The organism is Stenotrophomonas koreensis, assembly GCF_001431525.1.
In the GTDB taxonomy this organism is placed as follows: domain Bacteria; phylum Pseudomonadota; class Gammaproteobacteria; order Xanthomonadales; family Xanthomonadaceae; genus Stenotrophomonas; species Stenotrophomonas koreensis.
On record NZ_LDJH01000013.1, the window covers coordinates 139108 to 153867 of the forward strand.

The 14760-nt window shown below is 64.8% G+C and carries 13 protein-coding genes and 1 other RNA gene; 10 read left to right on the forward strand and 4 right to left on the reverse strand.

Going from position 1 to position 14760, the window contains the following annotated elements:
• Positions 1-50 precede the first annotated feature (50 nt).
• Entirely contained in the window at positions 51-2003 is a 1953-nt protein-coding gene (gene prpE, locus ABB25_RS08750) for a propionate--CoA ligase (RefSeq protein WP_057665935.1), read from the forward strand.
• Positions 2004-2532: 529 nt separating this feature from the next.
• Here the strand turns inward: prpE and ssrA are convergent.
• Positions 2533-2886, reverse strand: a transfer-messenger RNA (tmRNA) gene (gene ssrA / locus ABB25_RS14330).
• A gap of 257 nt (positions 2887-3143) precedes the next feature.
• On the opposite strand from ssrA, the gene ABB25_RS08755 reads away from it, so the two are divergent.
• On the forward strand, positions 3144-4334 hold the full coding sequence (locus tag ABB25_RS08755; protein WP_057665938.1) for a hypothetical protein: 1191 nt from the start codon (positions 3144-3146) through the stop codon (positions 4332-4334).
• Positions 4335-4374: 40 nt separating this feature from the next.
• Here the strand turns inward: ABB25_RS08755 and smpB are convergent, their stop codons facing one another.
• The gene (smpB, locus tag ABB25_RS08760; protein ID WP_057665940.1) at positions 4375-4878 is read right to left on the reverse strand and encodes an SsrA-binding protein SmpB; all 504 of its coding nucleotides are present in this window, start codon (positions 4876-4878) and stop codon (positions 4375-4377) included.
• A 48-nt stretch (positions 4879-4926) separates the two neighbouring features.
• Here smpB and ABB25_RS08765 point away from each other — a divergent pair, with 48 nt between their 5' ends.
• On the forward strand, positions 4927-5358 hold the full coding sequence (locus ABB25_RS08765; protein ID WP_057665941.1) for a type II toxin-antitoxin system RatA family toxin: 432 nt from the start codon (positions 4927-4929) through the stop codon (positions 5356-5358).
• The gene (locus ABB25_RS08770; protein WP_057665944.1) at positions 5358-5621 is read left to right on the forward strand and encodes an RnfH family protein; all 264 of its coding nucleotides are present in this window, start codon (positions 5358-5360) and stop codon (positions 5619-5621) included. Before ABB25_RS08765 ends, ABB25_RS08770 begins: the two co-directional genes overlap by 1 nt.
• A 21-nt stretch (positions 5622-5642) precedes the next feature.
• On the opposite strand, the gene ABB25_RS08775 is transcribed toward ABB25_RS08770, so the two are convergent.
• On the reverse strand, positions 5643-6032 hold the full coding sequence (locus ABB25_RS08775; protein WP_057665946.1) for an outer membrane protein assembly factor BamE: 390 nt from the start codon (positions 6030-6032) through the stop codon (positions 5643-5645).
• A gap of 100 nt (positions 6033-6132) precedes the next feature.
• Between ABB25_RS08775 and fur the strand changes: the two genes are divergently transcribed.
• Entirely contained in the window at positions 6133-6543 is a 411-nt protein-coding gene (gene fur / locus ABB25_RS08780) for a ferric iron uptake transcriptional regulator (protein WP_057665948.1), read from the forward strand.
• 73 nt (positions 6544-6616) lie between these two features.
• On the opposite strand, the gene recN is transcribed toward fur, so the two are convergent.
• Positions 6617-8281 carry a DNA repair protein RecN gene (gene recN, locus ABB25_RS08785; RefSeq protein ID WP_057665950.1) on the reverse strand — a complete coding sequence of 555 codons (1665 nt, stop codon included), beginning with the start codon at positions 8279-8281 and terminating at the stop codon, positions 6617-6619.
• Between the two features lie 205 nt (positions 8282-8486).
• On the opposite strand from recN, the gene grpE reads away from it, so the two are divergent.
• The 5 genes from grpE to ABB25_RS08810 all read left to right on the forward strand — a co-directional run bounded on the left by grpE (position 8487) and on the right by ABB25_RS08810 (position 14679).
• The gene (gene grpE / locus ABB25_RS08790) at positions 8487-9014 is read left to right on the forward strand and encodes a nucleotide exchange factor GrpE (RefSeq protein WP_057665952.1); all 528 of its coding nucleotides are present in this window, start codon (positions 8487-8489) and stop codon (positions 9012-9014) included.
• A 123-nt stretch (positions 9015-9137) separates the two neighbouring features.
• Positions 9138-11051 carry a molecular chaperone DnaK gene (gene dnaK, locus ABB25_RS08795; RefSeq protein ID WP_057665955.1) on the forward strand — a complete coding sequence of 638 codons (1914 nt, stop codon included), beginning with the start codon at positions 9138-9140 and terminating at the stop codon, positions 11049-11051.
• 121 nt (positions 11052-11172) lie between these two features.
• A complete protein-coding gene (gene dnaJ, locus ABB25_RS08800) occupies positions 11173-12294 on the forward strand; it encodes a molecular chaperone DnaJ (RefSeq protein WP_057665957.1) in 1122 nt (373 codons plus the stop codon).
• A 361-nt stretch (positions 12295-12655) separates the two neighbouring features.
• Positions 12656-13564: a pyridoxal kinase gene (gene pdxY / locus ABB25_RS08805; RefSeq protein WP_057665959.1), complete on the forward strand. Its 909-nt coding sequence runs from the start codon at positions 12656-12658 to the stop codon at positions 13562-13564.
• Positions 13561-14679 (forward strand): prephenate dehydrogenase, encoded by a 1119-nt coding sequence (locus ABB25_RS08810; RefSeq protein ID WP_057665961.1) that lies wholly within the window; start codon positions 13561-13563, stop codon positions 14677-14679. The genes pdxY and ABB25_RS08810 overlap by 4 nt, the downstream gene beginning before the upstream one ends.
• Positions 14680-14760 lie beyond the last annotated feature (81 nt).

Genomic DNA, 14760 nt, shown 5'->3' on the forward strand with positions numbered 1-14760 from the left:
CCACGTGACTTGCTGTACATCGGAATATCGGGTTTGGGGAGGATTGGATAATGCAGTGCAACAAAGAAGCATCGTCACCGTCGTCGCAGCAGGCACCCACGTTGAGCGGCAGCTATGAGCAGCTGCACCGCTTTTCCATCGAACAGCCGGAACAGTTCTGGGAAGAACAGAGCCGGTTGATCCACTGGGAAACGCCGCCGCAACAGATTCTGGATTACTCCAATCCGCCGTTCCGCAAGTGGTTTGTCGGTGGCCGTACCAACCTGTGTTTCAACGCGGTTGACCGCCATCTGCAGGAGCGTGGCGATCAGCTGGCGCTGGTGGTGGCTTCCAGCGAGACCGACAGCGTGCGTGAGTTCACCTATCGCCAGCTGTACCGCGAGGTGAATGATTTTGCCGCGGTGCTTGTGCACCTGGGTGTGGGGCAGGGCGACCGCGTGGTCATCTACATGCCCAACATGGCCGAGGCGGTGTTTGCAATGCTGGCCTGCGCGCGCATCGGCGCGGTGCACTCGGTGGTGTTTGGCGGCTTTGCCGCGCACAACCTGGCCCTGCGCATCGACGATGCCCAGCCGAAACTGTTGATCACCGCCGATGCCGGCTGCCGCGGCGGCAAGGTCATCCCCTACAAGCCGCTGGTTGACAGCGCGCTGGCCTCGGCCCAGACGCCGCCGGAGAAGGTGCTGGTCGTCTCGCGCGGGCTGGATCAGGCGCTGGCGCTGGAGCCCGGTCGCGATGTCGATTACGCCAGCCTGCGCGCCCAGCTCGGCCCGGTCGATGTGCCGGTGCAGTGGCTCGAATCCAACGAGCCCAGCTACCTGCTGTATACCAGCGGCACCACCGGCAAGCCCAAGGGCGTGCAGCGTGATGTCGGTGGCTATGCGGTGGCGATGGCGCTGTCGATGCTGACCGTGTTCGACGTCAAGCCCGGGCAGGTGATGTTTTCCACCTCCGATGTCGGCTGGGCGGTGGGGCATTCCTACAATGTCTACGGCCCACTGATCGGCGGTGCCACCGCGCTGCTGTACGAGGGCCTGCCGACCCGTCCCGATCCGGGGGTGTGGTGGCAGTTGTGCGAGAAATACCGCGTGCGCACGCTGTTTTCCTCGCCCACTGCGATCCGCGTGCTGAAAAAGCACGATCCGGATTTCATCCGCAAACACGACCTGTCGGCGCTGCAGTACCTGTTCCTGGCCGGTGAGCCGCTGGATGAGCCCACCGCGCTGTGGATCAAGCAGCTGCTCGGCAAGCCGGTGATCGATAATTACTGGCAGACCGAAACCGGCTGGCCGGCGCTGACCCTGCTGCCCGGGGTGGATCTCAAGCCCACCCGTTTCGGCTCGCCCGGCTTTGCCAACCTCGGCTACAACGCGCGCATCATCGATGAAAACACCGGCCAGGAAGTGGCCCCGGGCCAGAAGGGCGTGCTGGTGTTTGTGCCGCCGCTGCCGCCAGGCTGCCTGAGCACGGTGTGGCGCAATGACGAGCGTTTCATTGCCAGCTACTTCAGCCACTTCAAGACCCTGCTGTACAGCTCCTCGGACTGGGCGATCCGCGACGAGGATGGCTACATCTTCATCCTCGGCCGCACCGATGACGTGATCAATGTCGCCGGGCATCGCCTGGGCACGCGCGAGATCGAGGAATCGGTGTCCTCCAACCAGGCGGTGGTCGAAGCGGCCGTGGTCGGTGTGCCCGACGAGCTCAAGGGCCAGGTGCCGGTGGTGTTTGCGACCCTGCGTGACGAGCATGCCGGTGACCGTGCTGCTGCGGCCGCCGGGCTGCGCAAGACGGTGGAAACCAGCCTGGGGGCAGTGGCCCGGCCGGCGCGGGTCTACATCGTCGATGCCCTGCCCAAGACCCGTTCGGGCAAGCTGCTGCGCCGTTCATTGCAGGCGCTGGCCCAGGGCGGCGACCCGGGCGACCTGTCCACCCTGGACAACCCGGCCGCGCTGGACGAGGTGCGCAATGCGCTGAACCGCGGCGCCGACGCCGGCGACTGAGCCGGGCCACGCCGCTTTTGGGCCATCCTCAACAACGGCGCCGCTGATCAGGGCGCCGTTGTTGTGTGCGGCGGCGCCCGGGCTGTGCATTGCAGCTAGAGGAACAGACAGCAAGAGGATTGCACCCGGCCGGGCAAGCTTGTCCAGACGCCGACACTGGCCAGGACCGGGCTTTACTGCATTTGCCGGATCTTCCGTGGTTCCGGGGTGGAACCCACCGGTACTTCTGACGCCAGAGTTTGCTTCCGGTTGTGGTGAGCTCCAGATCGAGGCCATTGCCGTCAAACAGGCGGATCGTCTTGGATCAGGGCTTCGTTTTTTGATCTGGGTGGTAGCGAGCTTCATGTTCACCTGTGTGGGTAGTCAGGTGCCGGCTCGGTATCGATGCCCCCAGAAATGCCCCCAGATGGGGGCATTCAGGAGAGCCGGATCATTCAGTGGGGTCAAACAAAAAGGGCCTGATTCAGCTGGAAAATCCAGTAGAATCAAGCCCTTGATGTGTGTCCACGAACTTCAGTGAACACTTGAATGGTGGAGGTGGGCGGAATTGAACCGCCGTCCGAAGGCACTCCATCCCCGGTACTACATGCTTAGCTCACCGTTGGATCTCGTCTTTGAACAGCACGGTGCGCAAAGCGCATCCAAAGACCAGCCTGCTTTGGTTAAGCCGTGACTGACAGGCAGCCATCACAGCCGGTTCCGTGATAATGACCCTACATCCACGAGCACGGGCACAAGTGGGTTCGGGGCTTACGCCTTAAGCGGCGAGAGCGTAGTTGTCGTCGTTGGCAACTAGAGTTTTGCAGCTGGATTTACGAGGAAAGCTACCCCCTCGGCATGCACCAAGTAACTTCACAACCCCCGTCGAAACCAATGCACCCCCGGTTTCTTCAAGAACTGCACAGTGTGCTGATTGAACTGGCCCACTGCGTTGCTTGACATGGCGATCCTAGCGCAATGCCGTGGTGCTGTCACGCAGCACGGGCAGCGATGTTGCCCCAGCGTTTATCTGCCACATCCAGTGCAGGGCTTGCAACCGTGGGCCAAAGCCTGGCGGCGATGGCGCGGGATGCTGTCCTTGCAGGCGGGTGGGCGGCGGATGGGCTGCCGCATCATGCAGCGCCTGCGCAGGGAGGGGTGATGAGTATTTTCAAGACCATGCATGCCTGGAAGTCCGATCAGCTGGATGCGGATGTGATTGTCGGCGCAGTGTTTGTCGGCATGTTTGGCCACGGATTCAAACCGGATCAGTTGCGTCGCTGGGATGTGGATTGCGCCGATGCGGAGGTTGACCGGCGGAAAAACGCCGAGCAGGTCAGGGCGGTGCTGGAGGCGGTGGCCAGGCTGGCCGGGGTTGATCCGGGGTTGATACAGGTGGGGTTGACGCCGGCCTTCGGCAACTCCAGGCAGGGCATGGCGATTCATGCCCATCGGCCGGACCACTGCGGTGAGCAGGCGCCGCCCATGTCCGATGCGCTCTGGGCGCAGATACAGGCCCTGGTCGCACCGCCTTCCACCTTGCTCGAGCGCAAGGTCAACAGTGAATACGGTGCGTATTACGGCGTGCTCGATGCCGCTCGTCCGGGGCAACCGCCGCATGGGCCAGGCAGTGGCAAGTTCATCAGCAGTGTCCGTACCCTGGTGCCGTATCCGGGCTCGGGGCGTTGGCAGCGTGGTTACCCGTATCACGGTCTGATTGGCTACGACCAGAATGGTTTCCGCGCCGAGTGTGCCGGCGATGAGAACAAGCAGGCCGGCTCGCTCGAGCCGACTGGCCTGATCAGCCAGTGGGATGGTGCCGATCAGGTGTGCGGCTACTGTCACGGCATGGTGTTTGCGGTGGCCGAGCTGGAGATCACCGCCGGCGGTCATGGCGTCGCCTACGAACTGCCATTGGGCAGCAAGACCAAAAAGCGCTCATCGTGCCTGGGCTGTACGACCTTTCTGCTGGCCCATGGTTACCAGCCCAGCTCGGTGCATCTGGGGCGATCGGATTCGTGGCTGCCGCTGCCGGAAAATCCGCTGATGATCGAGGCGTTCCTGGCCGGTTGTCACGCCGACGGGCAACAGGCGCAGTACAAGGCGCTGAACAGGCTCTGGGGCGCCCGGGTGGCCGGCTGGATGCAGGCCGGGGTGAAGTCGGTGCTGGCGGCTGGTCCGGCAGCAGTGCCGGTGGCGGTGCGGGCCCGCCTGATGCTGCTCGGGGCGCATGTTGAAGCGCTGCTCCGGCAGCAACGGGAAATGGCGGTCGCGGGTCTGTTGCTGGACGCCTTTACCGTGCATGACAAGGATCTGTCGCGCCTGCAGCGTTTTTTGGGCCTGCAGGCTTAGCGTCAAGGAAGAAGGGCCCGGATTTTCCGGGCCCTTACCGTCATGCATCCTTGTTGTGGGCACGCAGGGCGCGCTGCTTTTCGCGGTTCCAGTCGCGGTCCTTGGCCGCATCGCGCTTGTCGTGGGTCTGTTTGCCCTTGGCCAGCGCCACTTCCAGCTTGATCTTGTTCTTCTTCCAGTACATGGCGGTCGGCACGATAGTGTAGCCATCGCGCTCGACCCGGCCGATCAGTTTGTCGATCTCGCTACGGTGGAGCAGCAGCTTGCGCTGGCGCCGGTCCTCGGGCACCACATGGGTCGAGGCCTGGATCAACGGAGTGATCTGTGCGCCGATCAGGTAGATCTCGCCGTCCTTGACGTAGGCGTAGGCGTCGGTCATGTTGCCGCGCCCGGCGCGGATGGCCTTGACCTCCCAGCCCTGCAGCACCAGACCGGCCTCGAAACGGTCTTCCAGGTGGTACTCATGCCTGGCCCGCTTGTTCAGCGAGATGGTTTTGTCGGCATTGCTGCCCTTTGCTTTATCCTTGCCGGTCTTCTTGCTCATGTGGCCATTGTCTCCGATCCGGAGGCGGCGGTCGATGGATTGTCGTCTATGCCTACTGTTCGTCGCAGCGCGCTGGTCAGCCAGCCGCCGGAAGTCCTGTTTGATCTGGTCAATGATGTGGCCGCGTATCCGCGCCGCTTTGGCTGGTGCTCGCGGGCGCAGATCCTTGAGCATTCCGACCAGCACCTGGTGGCCCGGCTGGATCTGGGCCTGGGCGCGCTGCGCACCTGGTTCACCACCGAAAACCGCAATGTCCGTCCGCGCAGCATCGACATGCAGCTGCGCGATGGTCCGTTCAAGAAGCTGCATGGCCGCTGGGAGTTCACCCCGACCGGCGAGTCGGGCAGCAAGGTCAGCCTGGTGCTGGAGTTCGAGCCGACCTCGCGGCTGCTGGCACCGGCATTGTCGCTGGGCTTCCAGGCGCTGGCCGACCGCATGGTCGCCGATTTCGTCCGCGAAGCCGGAAAGGTGGCCTGCTGATGCCCCGGGTCGAGATTGTCAACGCCCTGCCTGATGGCTACCAGCGCCAGATTCTTGATCTGGCCGACGGCGCCAGCGTCGGCGATGCGCTGGCGGCAGCCCATGTGCAGGTGCCGGCACAGGGCATTGTCGCCGTCGCCATCTACGGTGTGGTGGTGCAGCCGACCCGGTTGCTGGAGGATGGCGACCGGCTGGAACTGCTGCGGCCGTTGCTGGCCGACCCAAAAGAAAACCGCCGCAGGCGGGCCCGCGGCGGTCAGTAATTCAGACCAGGGTGGCGTGGCTCAGCGGCGCTTTTTCTTGTCGCGTGCCAGGTTGCGGCCGAACTGCTGGACGGTCTTCATGGCCAGCTCGCCGTCATTGACGGCCAGGTAATCGCCTTCCCAGCGGCTGACCCTGTCGTTTTCAAAGTGGACGATGAAGTTGGTGGTTTCGGTCTTGCCGGCACGGTTGATCCGGCGGCTGCCGGTGTAGTCCCAGCGGTCACTGTTGAACGGGTCCATGATCGACGGGGTGCCCAGCAGGGTTGAGACCTGTTGGCGGCTCTGGCCGACCTGCAGCTGTTGTACCGCGGTTTCGCGAATGAGATTGCCCTGGTACATGGGTTGCTTGTAGACCGCGCCGCAGCCGGCGGTGGTCACAATGGTGAGGGCGAGCAGCAGGAAGGAGCGCATCGTGTCACAGGGTCTGGGATATCTGGGTCGATGATACACTGCCGGGCACGTCCCGCGACCCCCTAACGAGAGGATCAGGCGCCCGGCGCCTCAAATGCCCATGACCACTGAATCCTACGACCTGCGCAAGGTCGGCCTGAAGGTCACCCATCCGCGCACGCGTATCCTGCAGTTGTTGGAGCAGCGTACCCCGCACCATCACATGACGGCCGAAGACATCTATCGCGTCCTGCTGGATGATGGCGAGGAAATCGGCTTGGCCACGGTGTACCGCGTGCTGACCCAGTTCGAAGCCGCCGGGCTGGTGCTCAAGCACAACTTCGAGGGTGGCCAGGCGGTGTATGAGATCAACCGTGGCAGCCACCATGACCACATGGTGGACATGGACACCGGCAAGATCATCGAGTTTGAAAGTGCCGAGATCGAGGCGCTGCAGCACAGGATCGCCGAACAGCATGGCTATGTGCTGGAGGAGCATTCACTGGTGCTGTACGTGCGCAAGAAGCGCTGAAACGAGCGGCATCGATGCAGCATGACAACGGCGCCTGATGGCGCCGTTGTCATCTGTGGCGGGGTAGTGGCAATCAGACGGCAATCAGCTTGCGTGCGGCGGCCCGGGCCTCGCTGCTGATCTCCACCCCGCCCAGCATGCGTGCGATCTCTTCCTCGCGCGCCTTGCTGTCCAGGCGCTCGACCGCGCTCTGGGTCATGCCTTCCACCGGCGCCTTGCTGACCCGGTAATGGGTGTGGCCCTTGGCGGCCACCTGCGGCAGGTGGGTCACGCACAAGACCTGGCAGTGTTCGCCCAGGGCACGCAGGCGGTTGCCGACGATATCGGCAACCGCGCCGCTGATGCCGGAGTCCACTTCGTCGAACACCATGGTCTGCACGCTGTCCAGGCCGATCGTGGCCACTTCGATGGCCAGCGAGATGCGCGATAGTTCGCCACCGGAAGCCACCTTGCGCAGCGGCCGCGGCGGCTGCCCGGCATTGGCCGCGACCAGGAATTCGACCCGCTCGGCGCCTTGCGGGTCCGGGCGGGCAGGGCCTGTCGGCTCCAGCTGCACGCAGAAAATGCTGCCGCCCATCCCCAGTTCGTTGATCAGGGCGGTGGTGGCTTCAGACAGGCTCTGTCCGGCCTGCTGGCGGCTGTGGGTCAGCTGGTCGGCAGCAGCAAGCCAGGCCTGTTCGGCCTTGCTGATTTCGCCGGCCAGTACCTGCAGGCGGTCATCGGCACCGCGCAGCTGCTCCACTTCCTCGCGCAGCCGTGCCTGCTGGCCGGCAAGTTCCTCCATCGGCACCCGGTGCTTGCGTGCCAGGCCATGCAGCCGGCCCAGCCGGGCCTCGATCTCGGCAAAACTGTCCGGGTCATCGATCAGGTCCTCGCCGATCCGGTCGATCTGGCGCATCGCCTCATCCAGGGCGATGGCGGCACTGTCGAGCAGGGCATCGACCTCGGCCAGCCGCGGCTCGTGTTCGGCCACCCGCGCCAGTTCATGCCGTGCCTGGCGCAGCAGGTCCAGTGCGCTGGCATCGTCATTGCTGCCGATCATCCCCTGGGCCCGTTCGCAGGCGCTGGCCAGGGCGCTGGCATGGGCCTGGCGGCGGTGGCTGACGGTGAGCTGTTCAATGGACTGCAGGTCGAGGTCCTCGCCGTCCAGTTCATCAAGCTGGTGCTGCAGCCAGTCAATCCGGTCGCCGACATCGCCACGTGCCGACAGCGCCTGGGCCTCGTCCAGCAGGGCCTGCCAGTGCTGTGCGGCCTGGCGTACCAGACGCCGCTGTTCGCCGTTGCGGGCATAGGCATCGAGCAGGTTCAACTGGGAGCTGCGTGCCATCAGTGCCTGCTGGTCGTGCTGGCCATGCACCTCGACCAGGAAGCCGGCCAGCTCACTGAGCTGGCTGATGGTGGCCGGGCGGCCGTTGATCCACGCGCGCGAGCCGCCATCGGCGCGGATCACCCTGCGCAGCTGGCAATGGCTGCTGTCCTCGTCCAGTTCGTTGCTGCGCAGCCACTCCAGCGCCGGACTGGCTCCAGACAACTGGAACTCGGCGGCCAGCTCGGCGCGCTCGCTGCCGTGGCGGACCATGCCGCTGTCGGCACGGGCACCGGCCAGCAGGGTCAGGGCATCGACCATCAGCGATTTGCCGGCGCCGGTTTCACCGGAAACAACCGTCATGCCGGGGCCAAATTCCAGTTCGGTCTGACGAACGACCGCAAAATCCTTGATCGATAGATGTTTGAGCATGTTCAGCGGGCCTTGAGCGGCGCAAAAGCTAGCACGGAGCACGCAGGCGGCCAATCCGGTGCCGCCTGATCCAGCCTGCATTGTGCGCGATGGCGTCTCACCAGGTGAGTCTGGGCAGCGAAAAAGCAGTACGGCCCTTGAAAGCAGGTATTGCGCCCATAGATGACCGGCATGAGGCGGCTGTCCTTCCGCCTGGGACATGGATATGAATCAAGACCACCCGGAAAACGAATCGCAGATTCCTCACGCTGATGCCGCAGCGGCCGGCGAGGAGGACGCACAGTCGGTGATTGAATCGCTGCGCGCCGAGCTGGAACAGCTGCGTGCGCAGGTACTGCTTGAGCGTGCCGACCTGGAGAACCAGCGCCGCCGTCTGGCGCGCGATGTGGATCAGGCCCGCAAGTTTGCCAATGAAAAGCTGTTGGGCGACCTGCTGCCGGTGTTTGACAGCCTAGACGCCGGTCTGGCCGCTGCTGCCGGCCAGGATCATCCGCTCAAGGAAGGCCTGGAGCTGACCTACAAGCAGCTGCTCAAGACCGCCGGCGACAACGGCATGAGCGTGGTCGATCCGGTTGGCACGCCGTTCAACCCGGAACAGCACCAGGCCATCAGCCAGGTCGATGCCCCCGAAGGCGTGGCCCCGGGCGCGGTGGTGACCGTGTTCCAGAAGGGCTATGTGCTCAACGAGCGCCTGCTGCGCCCGGCTCTGGTCGTGGTTGCCCGCAACGATTGACCTTGATGCCGACAGGCCAACGGCAGCTGAAACCAGCGCCTTGAACCGTCCCTCGGCACCCCCATATTTGAACCAGCGCCGGCACGGCCGGCATCCAACGACTTAACTTCAGGAGCCTCACACATGGGCAAGATCATTGGTATTGACCTGGGCACCACCAACTCGTGCGTGTCGGTCATGGAAGGCGGCAAGGCCCGCGTCATTGAAAACGCCGAGGGTGACCGTACCACCCCGTCCATCGTCGCCTACACCAAGGACGGCGAAGTGCTGGTCGGCGCCGCGGCCAAGCGCCAGGCCGTGACCAACCCGAAGAACACCTTCTACGCCGTCAAGCGCCTGATCGGCCGCAAGTTCACCGACGCCGAAGTGCAGAAGGACATCGGCCACGTGCCGTACAGCATCCTGGCCCATGACAATGGCGATGCCTGGGTGGCGACCTCCGACGGCAAGAAAATGGCTGCCCAGGAAATCAGCGCCCGCGTGCTGGAGAAGATGAAGAAGTCGGCCGAGGACTTCCTCGGCGAGAAGGTGACCGAGGCGGTGATCACCGTGCCGGCCTACTTCAACGACAGCCAGCGCCAGGCCACCAAGGACGCCGGCCGCATCGCCGGCCTGGACGTCAAGCGCATCATCAACGAGCCGACCGCTGCCGCGCTGGCCTATGGCCTGGACAAGGGTGACGGCAAGGACCGCAAGATCGCCGTCTACGACCTGGGCGGCGGTACCTTCGACGTGTCGATCATCGAGATCGCCAATGTCGACGGTGAAAAGCAGTTCGAGGTGCTGGCCACCAACGGCGACACCTTCCTGGGTGGCGAGGACTTTGACAACCGCGTGATCCAGTACCTGGTCGAGGAGTTCCAGAAGGACCAGGGCCTGGACCTGCGCAATGATCCGCTGGCGCTGCAGCGCCTGAAGGATGCGGCCGAGCGCGCCAAGATCGAGCTGTCCAGTGCCCAGCAGACCGAGGTCAACCTGCCGTACATCACCGCAGACGCTTCCGGTCCGAAGCACCTGAACATCAAGCTGACCCGCGCCAAGCTCGAAGCCCTGGTCGATGACCTGGTCAAGCGTTCGATCGAGCCGTGCCGTACCGCCCTGAATGACGCCGGCGTGCGCGCCAGCGACATCTCCGAAGTGATCCTGGTCGGTGGCCAGACCCGCATGCCGAAGGTGCAGCAGGCCGTGGCCGAGTTCTTCGGCAAGGAGCCGCGCAAGGACGTCAACCCGGACGAAGCAGTGGCACTGGGTGCCTCGATCCAGGGCGGCGTGCTGGCCGGCGACGTCAAGGACGTGCTGCTGCTGGACGTGACCCCGCTGTCGCTGGGCATCGAGACCCTGGGCGGCGTGTTCACCAAGATCATCGAAAAGAACACCACGATCCCGACCAAGGCTTCGCAGACCTTCTCCACTGCCGAGGACAACCAGTCGGCCGTGACCGTGCACGTGCTGCAGGGTGAGCGCGAGCAGGCCCGCTTCAACAAGTCGCTGGCCAAGTTCGACCTGTCCGGCATCGAGCCGGCCCCGCGCGGCATGCCGCAGGTGGAAGTGTCCTTCGACATCGACGCCAACGGCATCGTCCACGTCACCGCCAAGGACAAGAAAACCGGCAAGGAACAGAAGGTCGAGATCAAGGCCGGCTCGGGCCTGAGCGAGGAGGAGATCGCACGGATGGTCGCCGATGCCGAGGCCAACCGCGAGGAGGACAAGAAGTTCCAGGAGCTGGTGTCGGTGCGCAACCAGGCTGATGCGCTGGTGCACTCCACCCGCACCGCGATCAACGAACATGGCAGCAAGGTCGATGGCGCGGTGCTGGGCAATGTGCAGTCGGCGCTGGGTGAGCTGGAAACGGCGATGAAGGGCGATGACAAGGCGCAGATCGAAGCCAAGACGCGTGCCCTGGAAGAAGCCTCGCAGCAGCTGTTTGCCGCTTCGGCGCAGGGCGCGCAGGCCGAGGCCGGCACCACCGGTGCGGCAGCGGCTGGCGACGACGTGGTGGACGCCGAGTTCACCGAAGTCAAGGACGACAAGAAGTAATCAGCGCGGCGGCAGCAAGCTCTGTCGCCGTTGTTGAGATCGACCTCGGTGGCGGGCCAGGTGCCCGCCATCGTGTACCTGATCGACCCGATCCATCGCTACCGCGGCCCCGAGTTGAACCATGAGCAAGCGCGACTATTACGAGGTGCTGGGCGTTGCCCGTACCGCTACCGACGAAGAACTGAAAAAGGCTTATCGCCGCATGGCGATGAAGTATCACCCGGATCGCAACCCGGGCGATGCGGCTGCCGAAGCCTCCTTCAAGGAGTGCAAGGAGGCCTATGAGGTCTTGGCCGATGCCGGTAAGCGCCGGATGTACGACGCCCATGGCCATGCCGCCTTCGAGGGCGGCATGGGTGGCGGCGGTGGTGGTGGCCCGGACATGAACGACATCTTCGGCGACATCTTCGGCAACATCTTCGGCGGTGGTGGCGGCAGCCGTGGCCCGCGCCGGGGTGCCGATGTCGGCTATGTGATGGAGCTGGACCTGGAAGAGGCCGTGGCCGGGGTCGAGCGCCGGATCGAGATCCCGACCCTGGTCGAATGCTCGCCCTGTCATGGTTCCGGCTCGGAAGATGGCAAGGTGGAAACCTGCAGTACCTGCCAGGGCCGCGGCCAGGTCAGGATGCAGCGTGGCATCTTCGCCATGCAGCAGGCCTGCCCGCATTGCGCCGGTACCGGCAAGCAGATCCCCAACCCGTGCAAGACCTGCCGTGGCGCAGGCCGGGTGGAGGACGAGAAGGTCCTGCAGGTCAAGATCCCGGCCGGTGTCGATACCGGCGACCGCATCCGTCTGCAGGGCGAAGGCGAGGCGGGCCCGCCGGGTACTTCGCCGGGCGACCTGTATGTGGAAGTGCGCGTGCGCGAGCATGCGATCTTCCAGCGTGATGGTGATGACCTGCATTGCGAAGTGCCGATCCGCATCTCGCAGGCGGCACTGGGTGACACCGTGCGCGTGGCGACCCTGGAAGGCGAGGCGGAGATCCGGATTCCGGCCGAGACCCAGACCGGCAAGCTGTTCCGCCTGCGTGGCAAGGGCGTGCAGTCGGTGCGCTCGCGCGCGCCCGGTGACCTGTACTGCCGCATCCTGGTCGAGACGCCGGTCAACCTGACCGCCGAACAGCGCAAGCTGCTGGAACAGTTCGAGGCGACTTTCACTGCCGAATCCTCGCGCAAGCACTCGCCCAAATCGGCGACCTTTGTCGACGGCATCAAAGGTTTCTGGGAAAAAATGAAGCCCTGAGCAATGGCAGGGCGCTGAAGGAAAAAGCCGCGGCTGTGCCGCGGTTTTTTTTATCTGCGCCGTGTCTGGTTCCTGTCCAAACTAGCGGGCATCGCCAGTTGTGCCAGCGTAACCGTGGCACCAGGAGGTGGCGGTTTTGTCTGCCTACCCGGCATGCAATTGCCAGTGCCAGTCCGCTTGCGCAAGCAGCTGCAGCCGTAGTGCCGCGCTTGGGGCTAACACCGCGAGGATGGCACGGCCCGGCGCGCCGCCTCCAGGTCCTATGCCTGCGCGAGGCTGCCATCGGGATTGATCACGGTGGCGGCAGTTGCAGCGGCAAATATCGGGCTGGCGTGCTGCAGTGCGGCGTTAGAATGTGCCGATGGATAAGCCCTCGGAAAGTCATCTGGTCCATGGTCGTCGCGTGCGCCCGGAAGGCCCCTCGCCGGTGGATGTGATCACCGTTCAATCGCAGCTGGTGTATGGCCATGCCGGCAACAGTGCGGCGGTACCGCCGTTGCGTGCACTCGGGCTGCGGGTAGCCGAAGTGCCGACCACCCTGCTCAGCAACGCGCCGTTCTATTCCACCCTGCGCGGGCGGATGCTGCCGGCCGACTGGCTGGCGGAGCTGTTGCAGGGTGCCAGCGAACGTGGCTTGCCGGAGCGTGCGCGAGCGCTGGTTTCAGGTTATTTCGGCACCGTCGACAACGGCCAGGTATTTGCGCAGTGGGCGCGCCAGGCGCTGGCAGACAACCCCGCGCTGGACTACTGGCTGGATCCGGTGATCGGTGATACCCACACCGGCCCTTATGTCGAGCCAGCGCTGGAAGCGGTGTTCCGCGAACAGCTGCTGCCACTGGCCACGGTGGTGACGCCCAATGCGTTCGAGCTGGGCCGGCTCACCGGGCGTGATGCCCTTGCCCAGGACGATGCCATTGCCGCGGCACGGGAACTGCTGCAGCGTGGGCCGCGCTGGGTGATCGCCCACAGCGTGCAGGGTGAGCCGGGCCAGCTGGTGACCCTGGCGGTGAGTGCCGATGAGGTCTGGCGCTGGAGTTCGGAGCACCTGCCGGTGGATGTGGCTGGCACCGGTGATGTGCTGCTGGCCCTGGCCATGGCCTTTGTCCTGCGTGGCGAGCCGATGCCGATGGCGATCAGCCGCGCCATTGCCGGGGTGCATGCGGCGCTGGAAGCCACTCTGGCCGCCGGCGTGGAGGAGTTTGATGTGCTTTCCGCGGCGCCGGCAGCCCAGTTGCCGCCCGGGCGCTTCCGCGGCCAGCGGCTGGCATGAACAGTGCCGTGCGGCCGGTAATCGGTATCGTTGGCAGCGCTGGCGCCTATGGCCGCTGGTTGCAGCAGTTTTTCAGCCAGTGCATGGGTTTGACGGTCATCGGCCATGACCCGGCCGACCCTGCCTCCGCTTCACCGGAGCAGCTGATCACGCAGGCGCAGGTGCTGGTTTTCAGTGTGCCGATCCGGCATGCCGGGCAGATCATCGCGCAATGGGTGGCCCAGGCCGATGGACGTGAGGCTGGTCAGTTGTGGCTTGACATCACCTCGGTCAAGGTCGCCCCGGTGGCAGCGCTGCTGGCTTCGCGGGCCGAAGTGGCCGGGCTGCATCCGATGTGCGCACCGCCCAAATCGCCCACCCTCAAGGGCCGGGCGCTGGTGGTCTGCGCGGTACGCGTGCAGGCCTGGCAGCCGTGGCTGGAGCAGCTGTGCGCAGCGTTGCAGGCGCAGTGTGTGCAGGCCACACCGGAGCAGCATGACCGGGTGATGGCACTGGTCCAGGCGATGGTGCATGCCTGCGGCCTGGCCCAGGCCAGCGTATTGCGTGAGCAACGCGATTGGCTGGGCGCGCTGACCGGGTTGCTGTCGTTCCGTACGGCCGGTTTTGACATGCACCTGGCGACGATGGCGCGCATCCTGGCGCTCAATCCGGCCATCTACGAGGACATCCAGTTCGGCAATCCGTATGTGGCGCCGATCCTGGCCCGGCTCAGTGCGCAGTTGCAGCAGTTGCATGCCTGGGTGGTGGCGGGCGACCAGGCCGCACGTGATGCGTTCCGCGCCCATTTCCTGGCCGCCAATGCCCAGGCCTTTGGCCAGGAGCTGATTGCCGAGGGCAACTACAGTTTCGAACGTATTGGTTACCTGCTGGCCGACTTGAGTGGCGAGCGGGCAGTCAGCGTGTATCTGCCCGAAGACCGTCCCGGCTCGCTGCGCGCCTTGCTGGCCGCGTTCGAGCAGGCAGGGGTGAACCTGGCCTCGATCCATTCCTCGCGTACCCCGGCCGGTGAGCTGCATTTCCGGCTTGGCCTGGGCGCCGAGGTGATGCCCGCGGCATTGGCGCAGGCCCTGGCGCTGGTTGCCGATCAAGGCATCGGCCGCATCCTGGAGCCATAGCCGGCGCTGCCGGACCGTTGCCACCGCAAGCAAGCAGCGGGGCGGGCGGTGGCACCGCCCCAGCGCTACGCCATGGTCCTG

What these genes read in the sequence shown, in the direction of transcription:
- recN (WP_057665950.1), bottom strand. Translation starts at nt 8,281, where the DNA reads ATGCTCAAACATCTATCGATCAAGGATTTTGCGGTCGTTCGTCAGACC.
- ABB25_RS08770 (WP_057665944.1), top strand. Translation starts at nt 5,358, where the DNA reads ATGCCCCGGGTCGAGATTGTCAACGCCCTGCCTGATGGCTACCAGCGC.
- ABB25_RS08810 (WP_057665961.1), top strand. Translation starts at nt 13,561, where the DNA reads ATGAACAGTGCCGTGCGGCCGGTAATCGGTATCGTTGGCAGCGCTGGC.
- dnaJ (WP_057665957.1), top strand. Translation starts at nt 11,173, where the DNA reads ATGAGCAAGCGCGACTATTACGAGGTGCTGGGCGTTGCCCGTACCGCT.
- ABB25_RS08765 (WP_057665941.1), top strand. Translation starts at nt 4,927, where the DNA reads ATGCCTACTGTTCGTCGCAGCGCGCTGGTCAGCCAGCCGCCGGAAGTC.
- fur (WP_057665948.1), top strand. Translation starts at nt 6,133, where the DNA reads ATGACCACTGAATCCTACGACCTGCGCAAGGTCGGCCTGAAGGTCACC.
- smpB (WP_057665940.1), bottom strand. Translation starts at nt 4,878, where the DNA reads ATGAGCAAGAAGACCGGCAAGGATAAAGCAAAGGGCAGCAATGCCGAC.
- ABB25_RS08775 (WP_057665946.1), bottom strand. Translation starts at nt 6,032, where the DNA reads ATGCGCTCCTTCCTGCTGCTCGCCCTCACCATTGTGACCACCGCCGGC.
- prpE (WP_057665935.1), top strand. Translation starts at nt 51, where the DNA reads ATGCAGTGCAACAAAGAAGCATCGTCACCGTCGTCGCAGCAGGCACCC.
- dnaK (WP_057665955.1), top strand. Translation starts at nt 9,138, where the DNA reads ATGGGCAAGATCATTGGTATTGACCTGGGCACCACCAACTCGTGCGTG.
- grpE (WP_057665952.1), top strand. Translation starts at nt 8,487, where the DNA reads ATGAATCAAGACCACCCGGAAAACGAATCGCAGATTCCTCACGCTGAT.
- ABB25_RS08755 (WP_057665938.1), top strand. Translation starts at nt 3,144, where the DNA reads ATGAGTATTTTCAAGACCATGCATGCCTGGAAGTCCGATCAGCTGGAT.
- pdxY (WP_057665959.1), top strand. Translation starts at nt 12,656, where the DNA reads ATGGATAAGCCCTCGGAAAGTCATCTGGTCCATGGTCGTCGCGTGCGC.